Origin of the sequence: Rickettsiales endosymbiont of Stachyamoeba lipophora (genome assembly GCF_003932735.1) — a bacterium.
GTDB lineage: Bacteria > Pseudomonadota > Alphaproteobacteria > Rickettsiales > 33-17 > RICK01.
Window position 1 is genome coordinate 604,612 of the sequence record NZ_CP033611.1, and the last position, 20,606, is coordinate 625,217.

23 protein-coding genes are annotated in these 20,606 nt (G+C 33.1%); 8 read left to right on the top strand and 15 right to left on the bottom strand.

Annotation, left to right across the window (positions count from 1 at the left end):
* Positions 1-26: 26 nt before the first annotated feature.
* On the bottom strand, positions 27-983 hold the full coding sequence (locus tag EF513_RS02665) for a hypothetical protein (RefSeq protein ID WP_125215874.1): 957 nt from the start codon (positions 981-983) through the stop codon (positions 27-29).
* Positions 984-1,107: 124 nt separating this feature from the next.
* On the opposite strand from EF513_RS02665, the gene murC reads away from it, so the two are divergent.
* From murC to EF513_RS02695, 6 genes are all read left to right on the top strand, one after another.
* Entirely contained in the window at positions 1,108-2,547 is a 1,440-nt protein-coding gene (murC, locus tag EF513_RS02670; RefSeq protein ID WP_125215875.1) for a UDP-N-acetylmuramate--L-alanine ligase, read from the top strand.
* Between the two features lie 3 nt (positions 2,548-2,550).
* The gene (gene murB, locus EF513_RS02675; protein ID WP_125215876.1) at positions 2,551-3,465 is read left to right on the top strand and encodes a UDP-N-acetylmuramate dehydrogenase; all 915 of its coding nucleotides are present in this window, start codon (positions 2,551-2,553) and stop codon (positions 3,463-3,465) included.
* Positions 3,462-4,436 (top strand): D-alanine--D-alanine ligase, encoded by a 975-nt coding sequence (locus EF513_RS02680; RefSeq protein WP_125215877.1) that lies wholly within the window; start codon positions 3,462-3,464, stop codon positions 4,434-4,436. The genes murB and EF513_RS02680 overlap by 4 nt, the downstream gene beginning before the upstream one ends.
* A 91-nt stretch (positions 4,437-4,527) precedes the next feature.
* On the top strand, positions 4,528-5,217 hold the full coding sequence (locus tag EF513_RS02685) for a cell division protein FtsQ/DivIB (RefSeq protein ID WP_164503805.1): 690 nt from the start codon (positions 4,528-4,530) through the stop codon (positions 5,215-5,217).
* A gap of 5 nt (positions 5,218-5,222) precedes the next feature.
* Positions 5,223-6,473 carry a cell division protein FtsA gene (gene ftsA, locus EF513_RS02690; RefSeq protein ID WP_125215879.1) on the top strand — a complete coding sequence of 417 codons (1,251 nt, stop codon included), beginning with the start codon at positions 5,223-5,225 and terminating at the stop codon, positions 6,471-6,473.
* Positions 6,474-6,580: 107 nt separating this feature from the next.
* Positions 6,581-7,813: a hypothetical protein gene (locus EF513_RS02695; protein ID WP_125215880.1), complete on the top strand. Its 1,233-nt coding sequence runs from the start codon at positions 6,581-6,583 to the stop codon at positions 7,811-7,813.
* Positions 7,814-7,817: 4 nt separating this feature from the next.
* Here EF513_RS02695 and EF513_RS02700 read toward each other — a convergent pair whose 3' ends face one another.
* From EF513_RS02700 to EF513_RS02740, 9 genes are all read right to left on the bottom strand, one after another.
* Entirely contained in the window at positions 7,818-8,684 is an 867-nt protein-coding gene (locus EF513_RS02700) for a TIGR01459 family HAD-type hydrolase (protein WP_125215881.1), read from the bottom strand.
* A 1-nt stretch (position 8,685) separates the two neighbouring features.
* Positions 8,686-10,017, bottom strand: coding sequence for a cysteine--tRNA ligase (cysS, locus tag EF513_RS02705; protein WP_125215882.1), 1,332 nt, complete (start codon positions 10,015-10,017; stop codon positions 8,686-8,688).
* 56 nt (positions 10,018-10,073) lie between these two features.
* Positions 10,074-10,583, bottom strand: coding sequence for a 50S ribosomal protein L9 (gene rplI, locus EF513_RS02710; RefSeq protein WP_125215883.1), 510 nt, complete (start codon positions 10,581-10,583; stop codon positions 10,074-10,076).
* 12 nt (positions 10,584-10,595) lie between these two features.
* The gene (gene rpsR / locus EF513_RS02715) at positions 10,596-10,859 is read right to left on the bottom strand and encodes a 30S ribosomal protein S18 (RefSeq protein ID WP_125215884.1); all 264 of its coding nucleotides are present in this window, start codon (positions 10,857-10,859) and stop codon (positions 10,596-10,598) included.
* A gap of 4 nt (positions 10,860-10,863) precedes the next feature.
* A complete protein-coding gene (gene rpsF, locus EF513_RS02720; RefSeq protein ID WP_125215885.1) occupies positions 10,864-11,232 on the bottom strand; it encodes a 30S ribosomal protein S6 in 369 nt (122 codons plus the stop codon).
* Positions 11,233-11,446: 214 nt separating this feature from the next.
* Positions 11,447-12,268 (bottom strand): 3-deoxy-8-phosphooctulonate synthase, encoded by an 822-nt coding sequence (kdsA, locus tag EF513_RS02725; protein WP_125215886.1) that lies wholly within the window; start codon positions 12,266-12,268, stop codon positions 11,447-11,449.
* Between the two features lie 2 nt (positions 12,269-12,270).
* Positions 12,271-13,905, bottom strand: a complete 1,635-nt coding sequence (locus EF513_RS02730; protein WP_125215887.1) for a CTP synthase — start codon at positions 13,903-13,905, stop codon at positions 12,271-12,273.
* A gap of 32 nt (positions 13,906-13,937) precedes the next feature.
* Positions 13,938-14,249, bottom strand: coding sequence for a preprotein translocase subunit SecG (gene secG, locus EF513_RS02735; RefSeq protein ID WP_125215888.1), 312 nt, complete (start codon positions 14,247-14,249; stop codon positions 13,938-13,940).
* A 15-nt stretch (positions 14,250-14,264) separates the two neighbouring features.
* Positions 14,265-14,996, bottom strand: coding sequence for a triose-phosphate isomerase family protein (locus EF513_RS02740; protein WP_125215889.1), 732 nt, complete (start codon positions 14,994-14,996; stop codon positions 14,265-14,267).
* A gap of 75 nt (positions 14,997-15,071) precedes the next feature.
* Here EF513_RS02740 and EF513_RS02745 point away from each other — a divergent pair, with 75 nt between their 5' ends.
* Positions 15,072-16,610 (top strand): peptidylprolyl isomerase, encoded by a 1,539-nt coding sequence (locus EF513_RS02745; RefSeq protein WP_125215890.1) that lies wholly within the window; start codon positions 15,072-15,074, stop codon positions 16,608-16,610.
* 36 nt (positions 16,611-16,646) lie between these two features.
* A complete protein-coding gene (locus EF513_RS02750) occupies positions 16,647-17,237 on the top strand; it encodes an anthranilate synthase component II (RefSeq protein WP_125215891.1) in 591 nt (196 codons plus the stop codon).
* A gap of 17 nt (positions 17,238-17,254) precedes the next feature.
* Here the strand turns inward: EF513_RS02750 and EF513_RS02755 are convergent, their stop codons facing one another.
* From EF513_RS02755 to EF513_RS02775, 5 genes are all read right to left on the bottom strand, one after another.
* Positions 17,255-17,911, bottom strand: a complete 657-nt coding sequence (locus EF513_RS02755) for an SOUL family heme-binding protein (protein ID WP_125215892.1) — start codon at positions 17,909-17,911, stop codon at positions 17,255-17,257.
* Positions 17,892-18,506, bottom strand: coding sequence for a peptide-methionine (S)-S-oxide reductase MsrA (gene msrA / locus EF513_RS02760; protein ID WP_125215893.1), 615 nt, complete (start codon positions 18,504-18,506; stop codon positions 17,892-17,894). The genes EF513_RS02755 and msrA overlap by 20 nt, the downstream gene beginning before the upstream one ends.
* Positions 18,503-18,886 (bottom strand): peptide-methionine (R)-S-oxide reductase MsrB, encoded by a 384-nt coding sequence (msrB, locus tag EF513_RS02765; RefSeq protein WP_125215894.1) that lies wholly within the window; start codon positions 18,884-18,886, stop codon positions 18,503-18,505. The genes msrA and msrB overlap by 4 nt, the downstream gene beginning before the upstream one ends.
* A gap of 173 nt (positions 18,887-19,059) precedes the next feature.
* Positions 19,060-19,470, bottom strand: a complete 411-nt coding sequence (locus tag EF513_RS02770) for a DUF4174 domain-containing protein (RefSeq protein WP_164503807.1) — start codon at positions 19,468-19,470, stop codon at positions 19,060-19,062.
* A gap of 174 nt (positions 19,471-19,644) precedes the next feature.
* Positions 19,645-20,418, bottom strand: a complete 774-nt coding sequence (locus EF513_RS02775; RefSeq protein WP_125215896.1) for a 3'(2'),5'-bisphosphate nucleotidase CysQ family protein — start codon at positions 20,416-20,418, stop codon at positions 19,645-19,647.
* Between the last annotated feature and the right edge of the window lie 188 nt (positions 20,419-20,606).

Sequence of the window (20,606 nt, forward strand, 5' to 3'; positions counted from 1 at the left end):
TTTACGTAAAAATCTTCAGAAAATTATTACTTCTTAATAGTCTTAGAGTGATAACGGTAATTTTGTCCCTTGGCAACATTTTTATCATTGGTAGGTAAAAATTCCACTTCCTTTAAGACTTCTATCTGATCTAAAGAAATATTGTCTAAATTATCCATATCGTCACTTCCAGCCGATGCTGCTTTTAGGGCAGGCTTAGTTACCGCTGGTGGTTGAGTAACCTTTACTTCATGCCTGACTATTGTAATGTTAGCAGGGTTGTTTTTACTCTTATTACTAGTTGTTAACTTAGATGGATCTAATTTTTTTACTAGAGTTTGTTCTTTATAACCAACATCTTTTAACTCCACTACTGCTTTATTATTAAGAGAATTTTTTAACTCTACTTCCTTGATTGTTGGTTTTTCAATAGTTTTTACTTCAGTAATAATTGGGGTTTTATTTTTTACATTAAGCGCAGGTATGGTTTTAATTCCAGCTTGCTCTTTAATCACCTCTTTCTGTTTAATTTTGTCTTGCAAATCTAAAGCTGTTTCGGTTACTATTGTCACAGCTTTAATTTCCGCCGATTTATGCGTTGGCGCTTTAGTAATGTCTAAATCAATTTTAGGTTCTTTATTATTGAGCTTGGCATTATCTCCATACACTGTATTCCAAAATTGGCTGGCTTTATTGTGCTTAGTTTTTTTATTATACACTACTGTAGAATCAGTATTATTATGCAAAGATGTTTCTTTATTATCCACTATAGCTAAAAATTTTTGATTTTCTTTTGGAGTTCTTCTGACATCCTTGCTATAATTTTTATTAAATTTTTTATTTGCCTCATTACTATCATTATAAAAATAGTTTTTTACTCTAAATCCCGCTTTATTAAAAAGCGGATCGGCAACTTGACAAGATGAAAGAATAAAAGATAAAAGAATAAATATATATTTTTGCATTGATTTGATTGATCCTAGTTGCAAATTAAATTTTGGCATAATATTTTTCATAAGAATATTATATTTTTTACTTGGTTAAAAGTTTGTTTTATAGAACAATACCATAAAGTATAGTATAAAATTTTAACTATTCAAAAGCAAATTTTATTATAAAGGCTTAAATATGTATTCAGCGTCTCTAAATACCATCGCAAATCAATTTGGAATTATTCATTTTATCGGCATAGGCGGAATAGGTATGAGCGGTATTGCTGAAATATTACATAATTTAGGATGCAAGGTACAAGGTTCTGATCTCAACATGAATGCTCAAGTAAAACATTTACAAGATTTAGGCATCCCAATAATGATTGGCCATGAAGCTAGCAACATTAAAAATGCATCTGTAGTTATCCGCTCCTCTGCTGTCAAAATGGATAATCCTGAAATCATAGAAGCTAAAAATAAAAAATTACCAATTATACAACGTGCTGAAATGCTCGCTGAGCTTATGCGCTTTAAAATATCAGTGGCAGTAGCCGGCACACATGGCAAAACCACCACCACCTCTTTAATCGCTGCATTATTTGAAACTGCCGGTTTGGAACCTACTGTTGTCAACGGAGGGATTATTAATTCCAAACAAACTAACGCATATTTAGGTGCGGGAGATTACTTAATTGCCGAGGCTGATGAATCAGACGGCACTTTTACAAAACTACCCGCCACCATTGCTGTAATTACTAATATCAATGCAGATCATTTGGATTTTTATGGAGATTACGCCAATGTTAAGAAGGCTTTCCGTAATTTTATCGAAAATATTCCTTTTTATGGTTTTGCAGTACTATGTAATGATCATCCTGAAGTAAAAAAGCTTGCAGAAGAAATCACTGATCGAAAAGTACTCACTTATGCACTAGATAATGAAGCTGATATAGTGGCTACTAATATTAAAATTGATGCAACTGGCGCCCATTTTGATTTGCAAATTAGTAATAATATTCCATGTGAACTTAGAGAAATCAAGGGCTGTTATTTACCGGTAATGGGAAAACACAATATTCAAAATTGTCTTGCAGCCTTAACCATTGGACTCCAACTTGGATTTGATATTGAATTAATTCAAAAGGCCTTTGCTAACTTTAAGGGAGTCAAAAGAAGATTTACTTTAACCGGTGAAGTTAATAACATCAAAATAGTAGATGACTACGCTCATCATCCTGAAGAAATTAAAGCAACGTTACTAGCTGCCAAAGACGTGGCCAATATCACCAAAGGAAAGATAATCGCTGTTTTTCAACCACATCGCTATACCAGGCTTAATAACTTATTTAATGATTTTGTAACAGCTTTTAATACTGCCGATAAATTATTTGTAACTGAAATCTATACAGCAGGCGAAAAACCTATTGAAGATATTAATCATCTTAAATTAATAAAAGAAATAAACAATCATAATACTAAATTACAAGCAGAGTTTATACCTGACATTAATGAACTAGCAAAACAGATACTGAATATTGCAAGTCCTGGAGACATAGTGTTACATATGGGTGCCGGAAGTATAACCCAGTGGGCCCAAAGCTTGCCAGCCCAGTTAATTACTTTAAAAAACAGTTAAACAGTGGATAGCATAACTTCTCTCTTATTTTCCAAACTACCTGGGGTATTAAGGTTGAACTATCCGCTTAACAAAACCAATTGGTTTAATGTAGGCGGAACAACTAAATATTTCTACAAGCCACTTAACACGCAGGATTTAGCTGAGATTATTAATATAGCCTATATTAATCAAATTAATATTCTACCTTTAGGCGTAGGCTCAAACATTTTAATACGTGATGGTGGATTTGACGGTTTGGTAATAAAACTTGGAAAAGAATTTAATTACATTCAAGCCTCAGAGGATTTAATTGAGATTGGCGCCAGCGTACTAGATCAAAATGTGGCCGCATGGACGCTGAATCAAAGTTTTAAGGGTTTTGAATTTTTGAGCGGAATCCCTGGCACTATCGGAGGAGCCCTAGCTATGAATGCCGGTTGCTATGGTGCTGAAATTAAAGATATCTTAGTTAAAGCAGAAATAGTTAATCACAGCGGCCAAGTTCAAATGCTTTATAATGAAGATTTACGCTATACCTATAGAAAACATGGTCTTAACTTTAAACCATATTTTACCAGGGGCTGGTTTAAAGCTATCAAAGGTGAACAAGAAGCAATTAAACTAAAAATGGACCATATTACAAAGCAACGTGAGCAAACTCAGCCGCTTAGAAGCAAAACTGGTGGTAGTACGTTTAAAAACCCCGATCCTAGCATTTGCTCTTTAAAAGCCTGGGAATTACTTGATAAAGTTGGTATGCGGGGGTTTGAGCATCACGGTGCTAAATTCTCAGATGTACATTGTAATTTTTTAATAAATTTTAATAATGCCTCAGCAACTGCAATAGAAGAATTAGGAGAAATTGCAAAAAAGCGCGTTTTTGAACAATTTGGTATAGAATTAACTTGGGAAATAGAAAGGGTAGGAACAAAATGACCACAACTTTAATTCAACAAAAGCATCCAAGCAAAATACTTGAACAATATAAACCTGACAATTCTAAAAAGCATGTTCTACTACTTATGGGCGGCGAATCAGCTGAACGCGAAGTATCCCTTATCAGTGGCCGAGGAATATCTAAGGCTTTAAAAGAAAAAAACTATCAAACGACTAGCGTAGATGTTGGTTATGACATCGCTAATATAATTGAACAAATAAAACCAGATGTGGTTTTTAATGCTTTACACGGTACCTTTGGGGAAGACGGCAATATACAAGGCATTCTAAATATTTTAAGAATTCCTTATACTCATTCAGGTTTAACTTGCTCTGCTATATGCTTTAATAAGCTGCTTACACGTTACATGGTGGAAGCTCATGGGGTGAACATGGCAAAATGCAAGGTCGTGAACAAAGGAAACATCAACCTGAACGAAGAACCAATGCCGAGACCTTATGTCATTAAGCCAACATGCGAAGGATCAAGCATAGGCATCGAAGTGGTATTAGAACAAGATAACTTTTCTTTTAATGAGTATCAATGGGACCATGGGGATGAACTTATTATTGAAGAATATATTCCTGGACAAGAAATCCAGGTGGCAGTAATTGACGGCAAGGCTGTTGGAGCTCTAGAGATAAAAACTCATCGTAAATTTTATGATTATGAGGCCAAATATACCCCTGGCGGTTCAGTACATATTTATCCTGCAGAACTTCCTATAGAAAAATATCAAGAAGTGCTTTCTATTTCAGAAAAAGTCTTTAATTTATTAGGATGTAAAGATGTATCTCGGGTAGAGTATCGTTATCATCAAGAACAGAAAAAGTTTTATTTCCTTGAGGTTAATACCCACCCTGGATTTACACCAACTTCAATTGTACCAGAAATTTGTGCAGCAAATGGTACAAGTTATAATGATTTAGTAGAATTTTTAGTAGAAAAGGCTGATGCTGTTAAGCTATAATGAATATGCATCCTATAAAATAAGCCCTTGGAAAAGGATTAAGCTTAGGTTACAACGCTTTATCTTTTCTATAAGATTCCTAGGCTTAGTATTGCTATTTTCAAGTTTTGGTCTAATTACCCATTTTGGTATAGTAGATAAACTTTCTTATCATCTGAAAAGCGAGTTTTATAATGTAACTACGCAAATAGGCATGAGGTTAGAAAATGTATATCTGGAAGGACAGTTAAATTTAGATAGTAAATATATTACTCAGATCATTAATGAGAATATTGGGCAATCAATTTTTAAAGTGAATACCTGGGATTTAAAATATCGTATAGAACAACTTGATTGGGTGCTTGCGGCCTCTGTAGTACGTGAGCTTCCTGATACTATACATATCAGGGTTGTTGAGCGCGCTCCTGTAGCGATTTGGCAGATCAATAAAAAACAATATTTAATTGATGATTCAGGTCATATTATTAATGTAAGTAAAATTAATAACTTCAAACAACTTCCTGTAGTAGTTGGAGATGGCTCTAGACTCACTGCAGGAGATATTATTACACAATTAAAATTATATCCCAATATTTATGACCAAATTAGCGCCTTAATTAGAGTTGGAAATCGCAGATGGGATATTAGACTTGTTAATGGAAGTGAGATTAAACTTCCAGAATTTAATATTAAAGAAGCTTTATATTATCTTGCAAAATATCAACATTCTCACAATTTATTTCTAGCCTATAAAACTATAGATATGCGCATTCTTGGAAAAATATATGTTCAGAAGAAATAATTAATATGAAAAAAAATAGTATAGTTGCTGTTTTAGATATTGGTAGTAGCAAAATTGCCTGTGCAATAGGTAATTATAATTATGCTAAAAATAAAACTGATATTGTATCCTTTGCTCATCAAATGTCTAAAGGTGTTAAGCATGGTAGAATAGTTAATGTAGATGAAGCAGCCAACGTAATTATTGAAGTATTAAGCACTGCTGAAGAGGCAAGCCGCTATAACATTGAAAATATAATTGTCTCTGTCTCAGGGGGTAAGATCGTTTCAGAAGTTGTAATGGGCTCTTTAAATATTAACAATCAACAAATTAAAGAAAAAGATTTAAAACGCCTTATTAAAAACACTTTAGATAGGATTAACCAAGAAGAATATGATATTTTACATTACATCCCGGCTGAATTCAAAGTTGATAATATAAGTGGTGTAACTCACCCTATTGGCATGGTATGTAAAAAACTTTCAGCATATTTAAATGTAATATTAGTTCCTACTAGCATCATTAACAATTTAGAAAACTGCTTATCAAAATGCCAGTTAAATATTAGTGATTTAGTAGTAAGCACATATGCCGCAGGCCTTGGAGTATTAACCCAAGAAGAAAAAGAACAAGGGGTAATTTTAATTGATTTTGGAGCAAGTGCAACTTCAGTTTCTGTTTATAGCCAGGGCATGATTAAAGCAATTAAAATTATTCCAATAGGTAGCGAGCATGTTACCAAAGATATTGCTGCAGCTTTTGGTATACATCCCCAAATAGCTGAGAAGATAAAAATTATTTACGGTAATTTGGATACTGATCAATTTAATTATGAAAAAATTATTTCGCTCAGTGAGATTGATTCATTAGATAATGAGCAGGTAATTGAATATCAATCGTTATACGAGGTAATTATTGCCCGTATAGATGAAATTACCGAATATATATTGAAAGGGCTGCTAGAAGAACATAATAATTATTATTATAATACAATCAACCAGGTAGTCATTACCGGAGGTGGTGCTAAATTAAATGGGTTAGATAAATATTTAAAATACAAACTGGATAAGCGTGTAAGTGTTGGGTATACTAACTATCTTCCCGCTATGGATAATAATGAGCTTGATTTGCTCTATGGTCCTGAGTTTGCTAACTTAATTGGACTTATTAATTATTTTACTAAAAAACAAATTCTAAATTATGAACTTCATGTAGAAAAGCAAACACATACTACCCATTGGCTATCTAAATTATTTAAAATCTTTACTAAAATATAGACTCTATTAAATTCTGCTAGATTCTCAAATTATTTATACAATAAATTTACTTTATATATTTTTTATGTAACAATTAATATATAGTTAATTGTTACCTTGGGGGATGTATGGTTTCTATATTAAGTAAAGCTATTGCTTTTGCTAATAATGCTATTTCCTGGGCAAATAAAATATCTTTAGGCAATACAGCTCGTAGGCAACTAATAGAGCTAAAAAACTACACTTCTATCCCATCTGAAAAGCTACCAAGCAGCCAGACTACAGCAAGGGCAACCTTAGATAAATTTGAAGCAAGTACATTTATCAATAAAGTTATCGACATATTAGCACCCTTTCAAACACAACTTGATTCTCAAGGAAATTTAGAGCTTGCTACTATTAAAGTTTTACAGCAAGAAATTGCTCTTCATACTATGCCTCAACTGGAGAAAATGATTAGCCATGGCACCAGCGAACAGAAACAAGAAGCAATTAAAGCTGCTTCATACTTAATTTGTAGCGGTGTCAAACCTGCCAAAACAATGAACCTACCGCACCTATATACAATGCTCAATGAGTATAATAAATTTATAGATAGCCTAGAAGATTATTTAAAAGCGCCGCAAAAGAACAAATTACTCACTGCTGCTGATAATTTACATAAATTTATACCGGTAACAGCAAATCTTCGAGATAATTTTATAAAAACTATAACCTCTGATAATCCACAATCCAGCCTTACTAAAAAGATTTTAACCGATTTAAAAGCTTCAAAAGATTTTAGCCATTTGTCTAAACATAAATATAAAGCTTTTGCTTGCTGTATTGCGGCTATAGTTATCGCTTCTGTATTTCTTCCCTTAGCTAGCAAAGCAGCTATTTCATTGATTGTTACAGCTTTTATGGCTGGGATGGCTACTATTTGTAGTGGTGGAACTTTGGCATTACCAGCCGTAATTATTAGTTGTAGCAAATTAGCAATTAGCACCGCATTAATGTCACCTTTTGCTGCCTCAGTGGTTGGTACATTTTATAGTTTTAATGCATTACACAAAAATTCAGCTTATAAAAAAACTAAGTCTCAAAAAGTTAAGGCTAAATTTGATTTAGCAGCAGGAGTGCAAGATTTAGTTAACCAAGCGGCTAAAGAAGAAAAACAAACCTCCTCCGATACTGTGCAATCTACTGTACAAAACAAAGGATACTCTAGTAAGCAGATTGAAATTTTTCTTCAAGAATCCTTATCTTCAACAGATCCATCAATTGAAAATGGCATGAATATCAGCCAGATTGCCACATCAGCTAATTCTTTACTGTTACCTCAAACCTCAATAACAAAGAATCTTTCTTGTGGAATATAGCAGCTTATTGCCTAAGAGGCCTTAGGTCATGCACTAAATAATCAGGCACAGCGTTATACTTGGCGTTTAAGCTAGCTAAATTAGTAATAACCTGTGCTGGAGGCAAATGAGAACCAATGTGAGCATTAAAAATTCCTTGCGTGACAAGGCAAGATTTGATACCAAAATTATTAGCACCTTTAATATCAGTATAAAAGCTATCACCCAACATTAAAATCTGCTCTTTAGGTACCTTATCAGCGTACAGATTATAAGCATATTGATATACTCGGTCATACGGTTTTCCGAAATATATTACTCTTCCACCTAAAGTTTCAAATTTTTGCGCCAGATGTCCTGCGCATAAAAATTGGCTAGCATCTTGCGTGATAACTACCAAATCAGGATTTACACAATAAAAAGATAGATTTAGGGTAATAATCTTTTCTAGGATTTTATTTAAGCCTTCATTTTTAAGCTTATTATCATAATAACCATAACACATGACAAAATTTGCATCATATAAATCATCAACTATATTAAGGTTTAAGCCACTTAACTCTTCTGTATCTTTAACAGGACCCAAATAAAAATATTTATTACCCGGCAGTGTTAAATCTTTATTGAGTATATGCTGATAAAATACTTCCCCTGAAGTTACCATTCCTTCAAAAAGTTCATCGCCAACTTCTAACTTTTGTAGAGTTTTTACGGCTTTAAATGCCCTACGCGGTGCATTTGAGACAAAAACAATTTTAATATTATTGTTTTTACAAAATTTTAGAAAATCTAAAGCCCCAGGGTAAAGATAATAACCATCATGGATCACCCCCCACAAATCACAAAAAATAATTTTAAATTGCGGTAGTATATCATAAATGTTTGTAAACATTTTATACTCTATAAAACTTGGTGCCGTCTTTGGTATCTTCTAAAATAACACCTTTTAATTTTAATTCATCTCTAATCTGATCTGCTGCTATAAAATTTTTATTTTTTTTAGCATCAGCTCGCTGAATAATAAATTTTGCTATTTCAGCATCACTAATATTAATGATATCTTTTTTATTGGCATAATTCAAGCCGAGTATATTCATAGCAAATAAAAGCTTCTGGGAAGAAATATCGGAATTTTCTTTTACTCTTTTATGCATTATCGCAAATGCTTCTGGGGTATTTAAATCATCAGATAAGGCTGTTATTAGCTCTTGGTCTTCTAATGCTTCTTGAGGGTTATAAGTTTCTATTACTTTTCTAAAGCTTAAAATATTTTTCTGGGCACTTTCTAAGGTATGTTCAGTAAAATCTAAAGGTTTACGATAATGAGTGCTAAGTAAAGCAAGCCTCAAGGACGCACCTTCAATGCCTTTTTCATACATATCACTAACAGTAATAAAATTTCCTAGAGATTTACTCATTTTTTCACCATTAACGGTAAGAAATCCATTATGTACCCACACTTTGGCAAAGCGACTTCCAGGAAAAGCGCAACAACTTTGAGCTATTTCATTAGTATGATGAGGAAAAATAAGATCTGCTCCTCCCCCGTGAATATCAAAATCTGTACCCAGATATTTATAACTCATAGCCGAACATTCAATATGCCAACCAGGACGGCCGAAGCCAAAAGGGCTATCAAATCCCACTTCTTCTTTTAAAGTAGGTTTCCATAACACAAAGTCTCCCGGATGCTTTTTCGCCTCACTAATTTCTACTCTACTGCCCGCGATTAAATCATTGAGATTGCGATTAGAAAGTTTTGTATAATCTTTAAAGCTTGCTACATTAAAATATACATGTTCTGCTGAATAATAAGCATGTTCTGAGTTTAGTAGCTTTTGAATAATATCAAACATTTCCGCTAAATGTTCAGTAGCCTTAGGAGCATAAGTAGGCGGTAAGCACCCTAAATAGCTCATATTCTCATTAAAAATTTGGGTAACTTTTTCAGTTAATTCATTAGTGGAAATATTTAACTCAGCAGCACGAGCTATAATTTTATCATCAATATCTGTAATATTTCTTACATATATGACTTTCTCTCCGTCATATAAGAATCTTAATACTCTAAATAAGAGATCATAAATAATAGCTGATCTAGCATTGCCAATATGAGGATGGTCGTAAACGGTAGGACCGCAAGCATAAAACCCTATATTATTTGGATTTTGCGGTTTAAATTCTTCAAGAGATTGAGAAAGAGTATTATAAAGTTTAAGTTTCATGTGCAATGAAAAAAAGGTAGCTATAAGATCAACTACCTTTTTTACTCTTTTTAAGATTAATTTTCGTTAGTTTGTTGCTTTTCTGAGCTTTTATAGCTTTCTAAAGCATTACGTGCTTCGCCTTCTGACCTTGAAATATTTACTATAACTTTAGTAATTACTTCAGGATGAAGTGCTACATCAACTTCATAGATTCCAATATACTTAATAACCTGGTTCAGATCTATACAGCTTCTTGCAATATTTAATGAAGCTTTTTCATTAATACCATTAGCAATATCTCTTGAATTTACAGAACCGAAAAGTCTGTCATCTTCTGCAGCTTGTCTGATAACTACTATATCAGTCGGCAGCTTTTGAGCTTCTTGCTCAGCTTGCTCACGCTTATTATTATTTTCATTAAGAATTGCTGCTTGGCGCTCTATGTAAAACTTTTTATTTTCTTCAGTGGCGCGAATTGCTTTACCTTGAGGAATTAAATAGTTACGTGCAAAACCATTTTTTACATTAACAGTTAACCCGATGTCACCTAGGTTTTTTACTTTTTCAATTAAAATAATTTCCATCGCTTTGATACCTTATACGCTTTTAAATGGCAATAAAGCTAACACTCTAGCTCTTTTAATTGCTAATTTTAATTTACGTTGCAATGCACTTGACACGCCGGTTATTCTTTTTGGTAAAATACGACCACGTTCGGAAATAAAGCGGGTAAGCAGTGATATATTTTTATAATCAACATTCTGACCTTTTAAAGGACACCCTCTTTTTCTTTTAAAGAAAGGACGCTTATAAGTAGCCAAATATGGTACATTTGCTTTTTCTGTAGTTGCGTTTGACATAAAATTATTCCTCTGAATCTTTTGATTCTGATTCTGGTGTTGAACCAGTTTTCTTCATAGCCATAACTTCTGAAGGTTCATCTGAAATGCTTTCAACTTTTATAGTAACTTCTCTCAAAATGTCTTCATTAATTGACATTAATCTACGGATTTCATCCATAGCATTTGAAGGAGCTTCAAGTCCTAGGAACATATAATGACCCTTACGGCCTTTTTTTATTAAGTATGCTAGGTTTTTTAAACCCCAATATTCTTTTTTAACAAGCTTTCCGCCCATTTCTTCGATAATGCTAATATATTTTTCAGCAATCTTTTCAACTTCATTGCTGCTTATGTCTTGACGAGCAATAAATGTAGTTTCGTATAATGACATCAAATTCTCCAAGAATTTATCCAAATTTTTTGCTAGAAAGCAATATAATTAAAATTTAATTTTTGGCAAGAGATTAATTGTTAAGAAACAATGTAGCTTACCTGATATAGAAATTATCTCTCTAATCAACCTATATTTCATCAAGCAAACGTTTGCCTTTCTTATTAAACTATAAATTATAATAATTCAAGTTAAAACTTGTATATTTAAAAAATTAATTTTTTACTATTTGGTCTAATGCTTTAAGGGTGGATAATGTCTTCTCTAAGTCGCTTAAATGAAGCATACATTTACCATCACTAGGTGCATTATCAGGGTCTTGGTGGGTTTCAATAAATACCGCAGCAACTCCAACCGCCACTGCTGCCCTAGCTAACACTTCTACAAATTCTCTTTGCCCCCCACTTTGGTTACCAAGACCACCAGGTTGCTGTACCGAATGAGTAGCATCAAACACGACCGGAATATCCATATCTGCGATAATTTTTAGCGCACGCATATCTGAAACCAAAGTATTATAACCAAAACTTACTCCTCGCTCAGTAATAAGGTAATTAGGGTTGCCGCTTTGTTCAATTTTATCAACAATATTTTTACTATCCCAAGGTGCCATGAATTGACCTTTTTTTACATTAATAACCTTACCAGTTTTAGCAGCAGCTATTAGCAGATCAGTTTGACGGCACAGAAACGCAGGAATTTGCAATATGTCCACCACAGTAGCCATGATCTCACACTGAGTTTCATTATGCACATCGGTAATAACAGGACATTCAAAAGTATTTTTAATTTCCTCAAATATTTTTAATGATTTTTCTAACCCAATACCACGTTCACCTTGAATTGAACTACGATTAGCTTTATCAAAAGAAGTCTTATAGATTAAATTGATGTTTAATCTATCGGTAATTTGCTTTATTCTTTCTGCCATAAACATAGAATGATCCCGAGATTCCATCTGACAAGGACCCGCGATAAGCGTAAACGGCAAGTTATTTGAGACTTTAAATGTACCTAAATTAATTTCTTTAACCATAATTACCAACCTTCTTTAGCGTGCTCTACACAAGCTGAAACAAAAGATGCGAATAAAGGATGAGGATCAAACGGACGAGATTTGAGTTCCGGATGAAATTGCACACCTAAAAACCATTTGTTAGCAGGATATTCTACCATCTCGGGCAACTTACCATTAGGAGATACACCAGAGAACAACATACCCTTATTAGTGAGTTGCTCAACATAATTAATATTCACTTCATAGCGATGGCGATGTCTCTCAAAAATTGCTTCTTTACCATAAATCTTATGAGCAAGCGTACCAGGCGTTATATGACATTCATATCTACCTAAACGCATAGTGCCCCCAAATTGATTAGTATTGGCCTTATGTACAGCACCCAGCTCAGTTTGCCACTCACTCATCATAGCAACCACTGGCTCAACCGACTGTTTATCAAACTCGGTCGAGTTAGCATTTTCAAGGCCACATAAATTTCGAGCAGCCTCAATTACCATCAACTGCATTCCTAAACATATGCCAAAACAAGGAATGTTGTTTAATCTTGCATATTTTATTGCCAATATCTTACCACGAGTACCTTCATCTCCGAAACCGCCAGGAACTAATATGCCATCTGTATCACTAAGGCGATCCGTAATGTTTTCTTCATTTAAAGTTCTAGCATTAATCCATTTTAAATTCACTTTGGCATTATTGGTAATACCTGCATGGGACAATGCCTCAATTAATGACTTATAAGCATCTTTTAATTTATTATATTTACCAACTATACCTATGGTAACTTTGCATTCTGGTGCATTAATTTTATTAACAATATCTTGCCATATATCAAGCTTAGGCGGGCTATATGACATGTTAAAATATTTTAGCACCTGACGATCTAAGTTGTATCCGTGTAACGTAATTGGCGCTTGGTAGATGGTAGGAACATCCAATGCCGGAATAACATTTTCACGATCTAAATTACAAAACAACGCTATTTTGTCTAAAGCGGATTCACTAATTTCTCTATCTGCCCTACATACTAGTATATTAGGTTGTATACCTATTGCTCGCAACTCTTTAACAGAATGTTGGGTGGGCTTAGACTTAAGCTCCTTACTGGCCTCAAGATATGGCACTAAAGTTAAATGCATATATAGTATATTTTCGCGTCCGATTTCGTATCTCAGTTGTCTTATCGCTTCCAGATACGGCATTGCCTCAATATCACCAACAGTTCCACCAATTTCACATAGCATGAAATCCACATTATCCGGATCGTCTAAAATAAATTGTTTAACAAGATCGGTAACATGCGGAATCACTTGAACGGTTTTACCTAAATAATCGCCCCTACGTTCCTTTTCTATGAGCTTTGCATAAATTTGGCCGGTAGTGGTATAATCACCCTTCTTAGCATCTACTCCGGTAAATCGTTCGTAATGCCCTAAATCTAAATCGGTTTCGATTCCATCCTCAGTAACAAAAACTTCACCATGCTCAAAGGGGCTCATTGTACCAGGATCAAGATTTAAATAAGGATCCATTTTACGGAGCCTTACTGAATAACCCTGAGCTTGTAACAATGCAGCCAGGCTGGAGGCGGTGAGCCCTTTACCTAAAGAAGATACTACCCCACCTGTAACAAAAATATATTTCTTGGCCATCTAAATCTAAATATTTAAAATTTTTTATCTGTTTATTTAACGCTTGCAGGCGCTTTTTCGTTTTGTTCTTTATTATTTTGATTTTGTTCAATATGCGAAGTTATGGAATTAGCATGGTGCTTTTTATCCATCACAATTGATAAGGCCAGACTGTTAATCATAAAAACAGCAGCAAGTATAGCTGTTGTCTTGCTAAGCAAATTAGTTGCCGATTGAGCGCTTAATATAGCATTATTGCTATTACTGCCAAAACCCAAACCCTCGCTTGCTGATTTTTGTAATATTACAATAGCAACTAGCAACACTGCTACCACTATCTGTACTGTAATTAACAAGGTTACCATGTTATTTCCTCGAATTTAAACTAATGATTTTGTTATACAAGTTATTTTATTAATATCCAGCGCGGCTCCGCCTACTAAAAACCCATCAACCGGCCAGTTTTTTAATTCTAAAATATTTTGCTCATTTACTGAGCCACCATATAGCAATTTAAATTTTTTTTCAAATAAAATGGTTGATTTAGTTTTAAAGCTACTCACATACTGTTTTATTAAACCAAAAACGTTTTCTATTTTACTGACAGTGGGAATAATCCCGGTACCTATAGACCAGATCGGCTCATAGGCAATAAAAATCTGCTGGTCTCGATCCATTTCATCTACAGCTGCCATTATAGGCTCTAGCTGGCATTTTAGCACCTCTTCAGTTTTATTACTTTGATACTCTTGTAAATTTTCTCCAATACATAAAATCGGTGTAATCCCTGCCCGCAAAACATTTAATAATTTGATCTTCAAAATTTCATTATTTTCATCACAATATTTTCTACGCTCCGAATGACCGATTAAAACATATTTAACCCCTTGGGTTTTTAAAAATAAAGCACTGACTTCTCCTGTAAAGGCTCCATGAGCATAAGGAATAATAGATACATCTTGAGCTCCTAGCGTAGAACAATTTTCAAACGAGCCTATTAATGTCATAGGCGGGCACACAATTAAGTTATAATAGCAGGAGAGCTGCTTATAATTTTGAACCAATATTTGATCACCATTCATTTTCCAGTTAGCAATTACAATTTTAGTCATAAAAAATATTGCCTTAGTTGAGTAATGTATTTATTGTTGTTTGAAATTTAACCTCAGAATTTAAACTATATCATTATGTTCGCAACTATTAAAAATATCATTATTAAAATATTTCTAAGTATTATAATTTTAAGCTTTGTAATTTGGGGAATTGGCGACATTGTCAAATCTTGGAATCAAGATTATGTAGCAAAAATAGGCAAGCAAATTATCACTACCCAAGAATTTAAAGAGCAAATTAAACGCGAGCATGCAAATTTGCAAACTAACTTTGGCACCTCTTTTACCGAAGAGCAAATGAAAAGCCTAGGTTTTTACGATTACGTATTAAATAAAATGATTCAAAAAATTCTGATTAAAAAAACTGCAGAAGATTTAGGTTTAAAACTACCTCAAGCCAAAATTGCTGAAATTATTTCCCAAGATCCAAATTTTTTTACTGAAGGAAAATTTGATAGTGCTAAATTTAAGCAATTTGTACATCTAAATCACTTAACAGAACGCGAACTAAGCAAAATTATTAATGATCAAATTATTACAAAATTACTCGTAGATTTACTAACCAGCGTGGAAATTAATATTCCTGATTATCCTAAATACTTAGCAATGTTTGAAAAACATAGTAGAACTGTAGATTTACACCATATTAAAGGTAGCGAAATAATTAAAAACAACCTTACTGATGAACAGTTAAAGCAATTTTATGATCAAAATAAATTTCTTTTCCTTAGCGAAGAATTACGTGATTATAAATTCGCCACCATTGATCATAAACAAATTACTGAGACAATTAAAATTAGCGATGTAGAGTTAAAAGCTCTATATAAAAATCGTGGATATGATGACCGTAAAAAAAGCTTTAAAGATCTTCAATCACAGCTACAAAAACAACTTACCTCCCAAAAATTAGAAGAAAAACTCGAGGAATTAAAAAATAATATTGAAGATGCAATTGCCAGCGGAGCCCATATAGAAGAAATTGCTAAAGAACACGAGCTACTAATTACTAGTTTAGATGATCACAAAAGAAATCATAAAGATCTTATAAACAACAAAGCTTTTGCTTTAAGTACCGATAATCCTATTGAACTTTTTTATGATGACAAGAATAACAAATATGTGATCATCGAACTCACTCAAATTGTTGAACCTACCCCAAAAGCTTTTGAATTAGTAAAATCTGAAATAAAAGAACTAGCTGAAAAAAGGTTGATGGAAGCAACAGCCCAACAAATTTATCATAAAACTCGTGAACTACTCACCCAAAATAAAGAAATTAATCAAAAAGAATTAGGGATACACGGAGTTGAGAAAAATGTAACTCTACAGGCAGATGGTTTAAATTTAAAGACCAGCATTCCTCAAGATTTAGTTTTAAATATATTTAAAGTCAAAAAGCACGAAATAACTAACTTAACTACCAGTGATGGAAAAAACTTTTATTTTGCCAAATTAAACAAGGTTAATCTAAATAACCGCACTCCTAGCAAAGAGGAATTAGAAGCTTTAAAGCAGCAACTTGAAGTCGAACTGAAAAATGAAATATTTGAGCTTTATACTAATTATGCTAAAAAGGAATATAAGGTAAAAATTAATTATCAGCATTTACGATAATTCTTTTAAAAGAATTGTAGCAGATAGCTAGCTTTCATGAATAAATTGTTAATTATAGATAATTATGATTCTTTTACGTTTAACTTAGTAGCTCTATGTGAGCAACAAAACTACCAAGCTACAGTTATTAGGAATGACGATCTTAAAAGCTTTAAACAACATATATATACTGCTCAAGCCATTATAGTATCTCCAGGGCCTTCAATTCCTCAAAATGCTAAGCTAGCACTTGATGCAATTGATTATGCAGCACAACATACTATACCATTACTGGGCGTATGCCTGGGCCACCAAGCTATCGGTTATTATTTTGGTGGCAATGTTATTAAAGCGCCTTTTCCTATGCATGGGAAAGAGTCTCATATTAATTTAACCCCAAGTATATTATGGCAGAATCTGCATAACACTATTCAGGTTTGCCGGTATCATTCTTTAATCATTGAAGCAAAATCATTACCTAAAACCTTAAGAATCAACTCCCTAACTATACAGGATAATTTGATTATGGGCATTGAACATCATAACCTTCCGATCTTTGGAATACAATTTCATCCAGAAAGTATAGCAACCCCTTTTGGTCCTATGATAATGAATAATTTTTTACAACTAGCACATAAGCCCAGATAAAAGTTTGCTAAGCCTTACTATTGTTCGCTAGAGTGAGCCAGCTCTATTAAAATTTCGTTCCTTTTAATTTTGTTAGTGGTCCATAATGGATCATAAAATATAAAAATAGGAGCACCTTGAGTTTGAATGTTCTGCTGTTGTACAAAATTTTCTAGTTTTTGTAATTGAGCTAAAAAATTTTCGTCGTTATTAATTCCGTTAAATTTTATTGCTACCATATCTCGTTCGGACAGCTCAAATAATTTAATACGTTCATCAAGGGGCTTGGGTAACAGTTCAAACTGATACTTTTGTGGTATCATAAAACGGATCGCCCATACTTTATTAGGATTTTCAGTAAAAATGTCTACAGCATTAAGATATCTATCACCAATTTGCTGGGCTACTGGCAGTGTCATCTCTATGGCTACTTTTTCTTGATTATTACCTAATATATAATCACTTAGTAGATCATAACCTTGAATTAATGCGTCCTTTCGTTCACTCGTAATATTTACTTCGGCTATAATAAGCGGCTGGTATTTACGAATTTCTATATCATTCAAAGATTTAACTACTATATATTTAGGTTGCTCAACATGAGATATCATTAGCGCAAAGCTTCCTAGTGAAATTAAAAGAATAACAATGGTAATAACTATAAAAAATGTTGCATTATTTACTTGAACTCTCATAATTTCCCCATAATTCCTTCAGCCTCATTGTTCTACCGCTTCCATGCTTATATAACTCATAACGAGTTGGGTTAGTTTTGTAATAATTCTGGTGATAATTCTCAGCAAGATAAAAAATACTAGCCTGTTTGATTTCTGTAACCACCTCGTGGTTAAGTTTAGTAGCTATTTCTCTTTTGGATTTTTCAGCCAGGTCTTTTTGAGTTTGGTTATAATAAAATATATATGTTTTATATTGATTGCCCACATCAGCAAATTGACCTGCACTATCCACCGGGTCAATACTACGCCAATATACTGATAACAATTCTTGGAAGCCTATCTGTTTAGGATCATACATAACCAATACTGCTTCCACATGACCTGTATTACCATGGCAAACTTGCTCATAATTCGGGCTGACATCCTCCCCTCCAGTATAACCCACTTGGGTCTCTACCACCCCTTCAATGCTATCAAAGACTGCTTGAGTACACCAAAAACATCCACCAGCAAAGATTACCTGCTCATAATTTTTTTGCTTATCTTCCATAGCATGACTCAGATTTATAATTAATAATAACATGCTCACCCTACATGTTAAAAAATGCTTCATTGCTCTTCCTTAAAGCTTAATGCAATTGAGTTTATACAATATCTTAAGTTAGTAGGCTCAGGTCCATCAGTAAAAAGATGCCCCAAATGAGCATTACATCGTGAACACAACAGCTCCAATCGATTTAAACCATGGCGTAAATCTTTTTGCTTTTTAATTGCATTATCATTTATAGCTTGCCAAAAGCTTGGCCATCCGCTTCCCGAATCATATTTTTGTTCTGACTTAAATAGAATCTGATTACAGCAAATGCAATGATAGATACCTTTGGCAAAATGCTTGTTGTATTTTCCAGAAAAAGGTGGCTCTGTACCTTTAAGCCAGCATACTTCGTATACTGCCTTAGGTAATATCTTTTTCCATTGAGCATGATTATCCATAAAGCCTGCCTCTATATTATTTGAATGTATAATATGAAAATTTTTAAAATAGTTTAATTTAGAAAATCTTTCACGTTGGCAGGCAAAGCGCCATAAAAAATACTACAGTAGAAAACTAGATTGTTATCTTGAGATTATCTCATAATGATGGATTAAAAAAAGCAATATGGACCTTATAAATTAAGCTTTTTTATTTCATCTAAAGTATGATGAAATTCCAAGCTTATATCCAGGTGACCCACCAAGCTTTCATAGGAAATTAGCTTATTACTTTTAAGCTTTTCTACCCCATCTTTACCAATTATAATTATTGCAAACTCATCAGGGTTAACTTTAAAGTATTTGTAGAATGGCTTTGTAAATAAATGTGGCTTTGTTTCCTTATTGATAACTATTCTATCATTATGTACTAATTTCCATTGAACCAATTCAGCATTACGAATCTCAGGTAAAATATGATTAATAATTTTTTGCTGTTTTACAAATTGCTCATCATTTTCGACCGGAGCAAAAATTAATACTAAATTTTTTTGCCATAAATATTTTTCTAATACAGACTTAACATCAATTTGCGTACACGACACAATAATCAATATTATAACCATTGTTACTAATAAATTTTTAAACAACACTGTTACTAAAATCTTTTTAAAAAATTATATTACATTTACAGGATAGACCTGCATGCATATATAGACTGATACTAAGAAAATATTTTTAATTTGCAACTACGATTAAAATTTTTAATTAAACATTTATTATTTACTAGGCATAACCATAGCTTCATAATTTTCTATTATGTGCTGGGCTAAGGCTTTCACTTTAAGATTATAAGCAATAAACGGATTATTAAGAAAGCCTGGCTTATTATATTTTACTGGCTCGCGGGTTACTAGATCGATAATCTCATAGCCAAGAGAATTAAGTATAGCATGTCCTGCAGCTATATCCCATTCTTTACACGGAGCAAATCTTAGGTACAAATCTATATTACCTTTAGCAAGCTCTATAAATTTTAATGCTGAGCCCATATAAGTTACTTCATAAGTGTTGTTACCCATTGTTTGATCAAGCAGTTCTTTTTCTCTGCTATTATGACTTTTGCTAATGCTTACTTGCCATTTAGGATTCTGATGCGGTTTATTAAACTGCTCAATATTTTCACTACTAAAAATTTGAGCTGTAACCGGATTATAAATAAAACCTCTAGTTGCCTGGTTGTTCTCAATTAAACTCAAACAAATACAAAATTCATCGCTTTTTTTAATAAATTCTTTGGTGCCATCCAATGGATCTAAAATCCAAAAACTATTTAAAGTATTTTGATTAAACTCTTGATAGTTCTCTTCGCTAACAATTGGCACTTCAGTAATAGTGGCAAGCTTTTTACAGATAAAATCACTAGTTTCAATATCCGCAAGCGTTACCGGGGAATTATCACTCTTACTGGCCACTTGTACTTCACCTTGATAGTGTTTTAATAGAATATTACCCGCTTCTTGTAAAATTTCTATAATCTGATTATGAATCATTACGTCCTTTAAAAATATTGTTAGTGGCTTGTTTCAGTAAAGGGTCTTGCATAAAGCTATTTGGTAATATTTACGTTACGACTTTAAAAAGCAATACATTTTTGAAATAGCGCTGCTATCATCCATACACAAATTTGCTCATTTCTTTCATTTACTGGATAACACAGGATTTTTTATAAGAAAGCAAC

What these genes read in the sequence shown, in the direction of transcription:
- EF513_RS02665 (WP_125215874.1), bottom strand. Translation starts at nt 983, where the DNA reads ATGCCAAAATTTAATTTGCAACTAGGATCAATCAAATCAATGCAAAAA.
- murC (WP_125215875.1), top strand. Translation starts at nt 1,108, where the DNA reads ATGTATTCAGCGTCTCTAAATACCATCGCAAATCAATTTGGAATTATT.
- EF513_RS02680 (WP_125215877.1), top strand. Translation starts at nt 3,462, where the DNA reads ATGACCACAACTTTAATTCAACAAAAGCATCCAAGCAAAATACTTGAA.
- ftsA (WP_125215879.1), top strand. Translation starts at nt 5,223, where the DNA reads ATGAAAAAAAATAGTATAGTTGCTGTTTTAGATATTGGTAGTAGCAAA.
- EF513_RS02695 (WP_125215880.1), top strand. Translation starts at nt 6,581, where the DNA reads ATGGTTTCTATATTAAGTAAAGCTATTGCTTTTGCTAATAATGCTATT.
- EF513_RS02700 (WP_125215881.1), bottom strand. Translation starts at nt 8,684, where the DNA reads ATGTTTACAAACATTTATGATATACTACCGCAATTTAAAATTATTTTT.
- cysS (WP_125215882.1), bottom strand. Translation starts at nt 10,017, where the DNA reads ATGAAACTTAAACTTTATAATACTCTTTCTCAATCTCTTGAAGAATTT.
- rplI (WP_125215883.1), bottom strand. Translation starts at nt 10,583, where the DNA reads ATGGAAATTATTTTAATTGAAAAAGTAAAAAACCTAGGTGACATCGGG.
- rpsR (WP_125215884.1), bottom strand. Translation starts at nt 10,859, where the DNA reads ATGTCAAACGCAACTACAGAAAAAGCAAATGTACCATATTTGGCTACT.
- rpsF (WP_125215885.1), bottom strand. Translation starts at nt 11,232, where the DNA reads ATGTCATTATACGAAACTACATTTATTGCTCGTCAAGACATAAGCAGC.
- kdsA (WP_125215886.1), bottom strand. Translation starts at nt 12,268, where the DNA reads ATGGTTAAAGAAATTAATTTAGGTACATTTAAAGTCTCAAATAACTTG.
- EF513_RS02730 (WP_125215887.1), bottom strand. Translation starts at nt 13,905, where the DNA reads ATGGCCAAGAAATATATTTTTGTTACAGGTGGGGTAGTATCTTCTTTA.
- secG (WP_125215888.1), bottom strand. Translation starts at nt 14,249, where the DNA reads ATGGTAACCTTGTTAATTACAGTACAGATAGTGGTAGCAGTGTTGCTA.
- EF513_RS02740 (WP_125215889.1), bottom strand. Translation starts at nt 14,996, where the DNA reads ATGACTAAAATTGTAATTGCTAACTGGAAAATGAATGGTGATCAAATA.
- EF513_RS02745 (WP_125215890.1), top strand. Translation starts at nt 15,072, where the DNA reads ATGTTCGCAACTATTAAAAATATCATTATTAAAATATTTCTAAGTATT.
- EF513_RS02750 (WP_125215891.1), top strand. Translation starts at nt 16,647, where the DNA reads ATGAATAAATTGTTAATTATAGATAATTATGATTCTTTTACGTTTAAC.
- EF513_RS02755 (WP_125215892.1), bottom strand. Translation starts at nt 17,911, where the DNA reads ATGAGAGTTCAAGTAAATAATGCAACATTTTTTATAGTTATTACCATT.
- msrA (WP_125215893.1), bottom strand. Translation starts at nt 18,506, where the DNA reads ATGAAGCATTTTTTAACATGTAGGGTGAGCATGTTATTATTAATTATA.
- msrB (WP_125215894.1), bottom strand. Translation starts at nt 18,886, where the DNA reads ATGGATAATCATGCTCAATGGAAAAAGATATTACCTAAGGCAGTATAC.
- EF513_RS02775 (WP_125215896.1), bottom strand. Translation starts at nt 20,418, where the DNA reads ATGATTCATAATCAGATTATAGAAATTTTACAAGAAGCGGGTAATATT.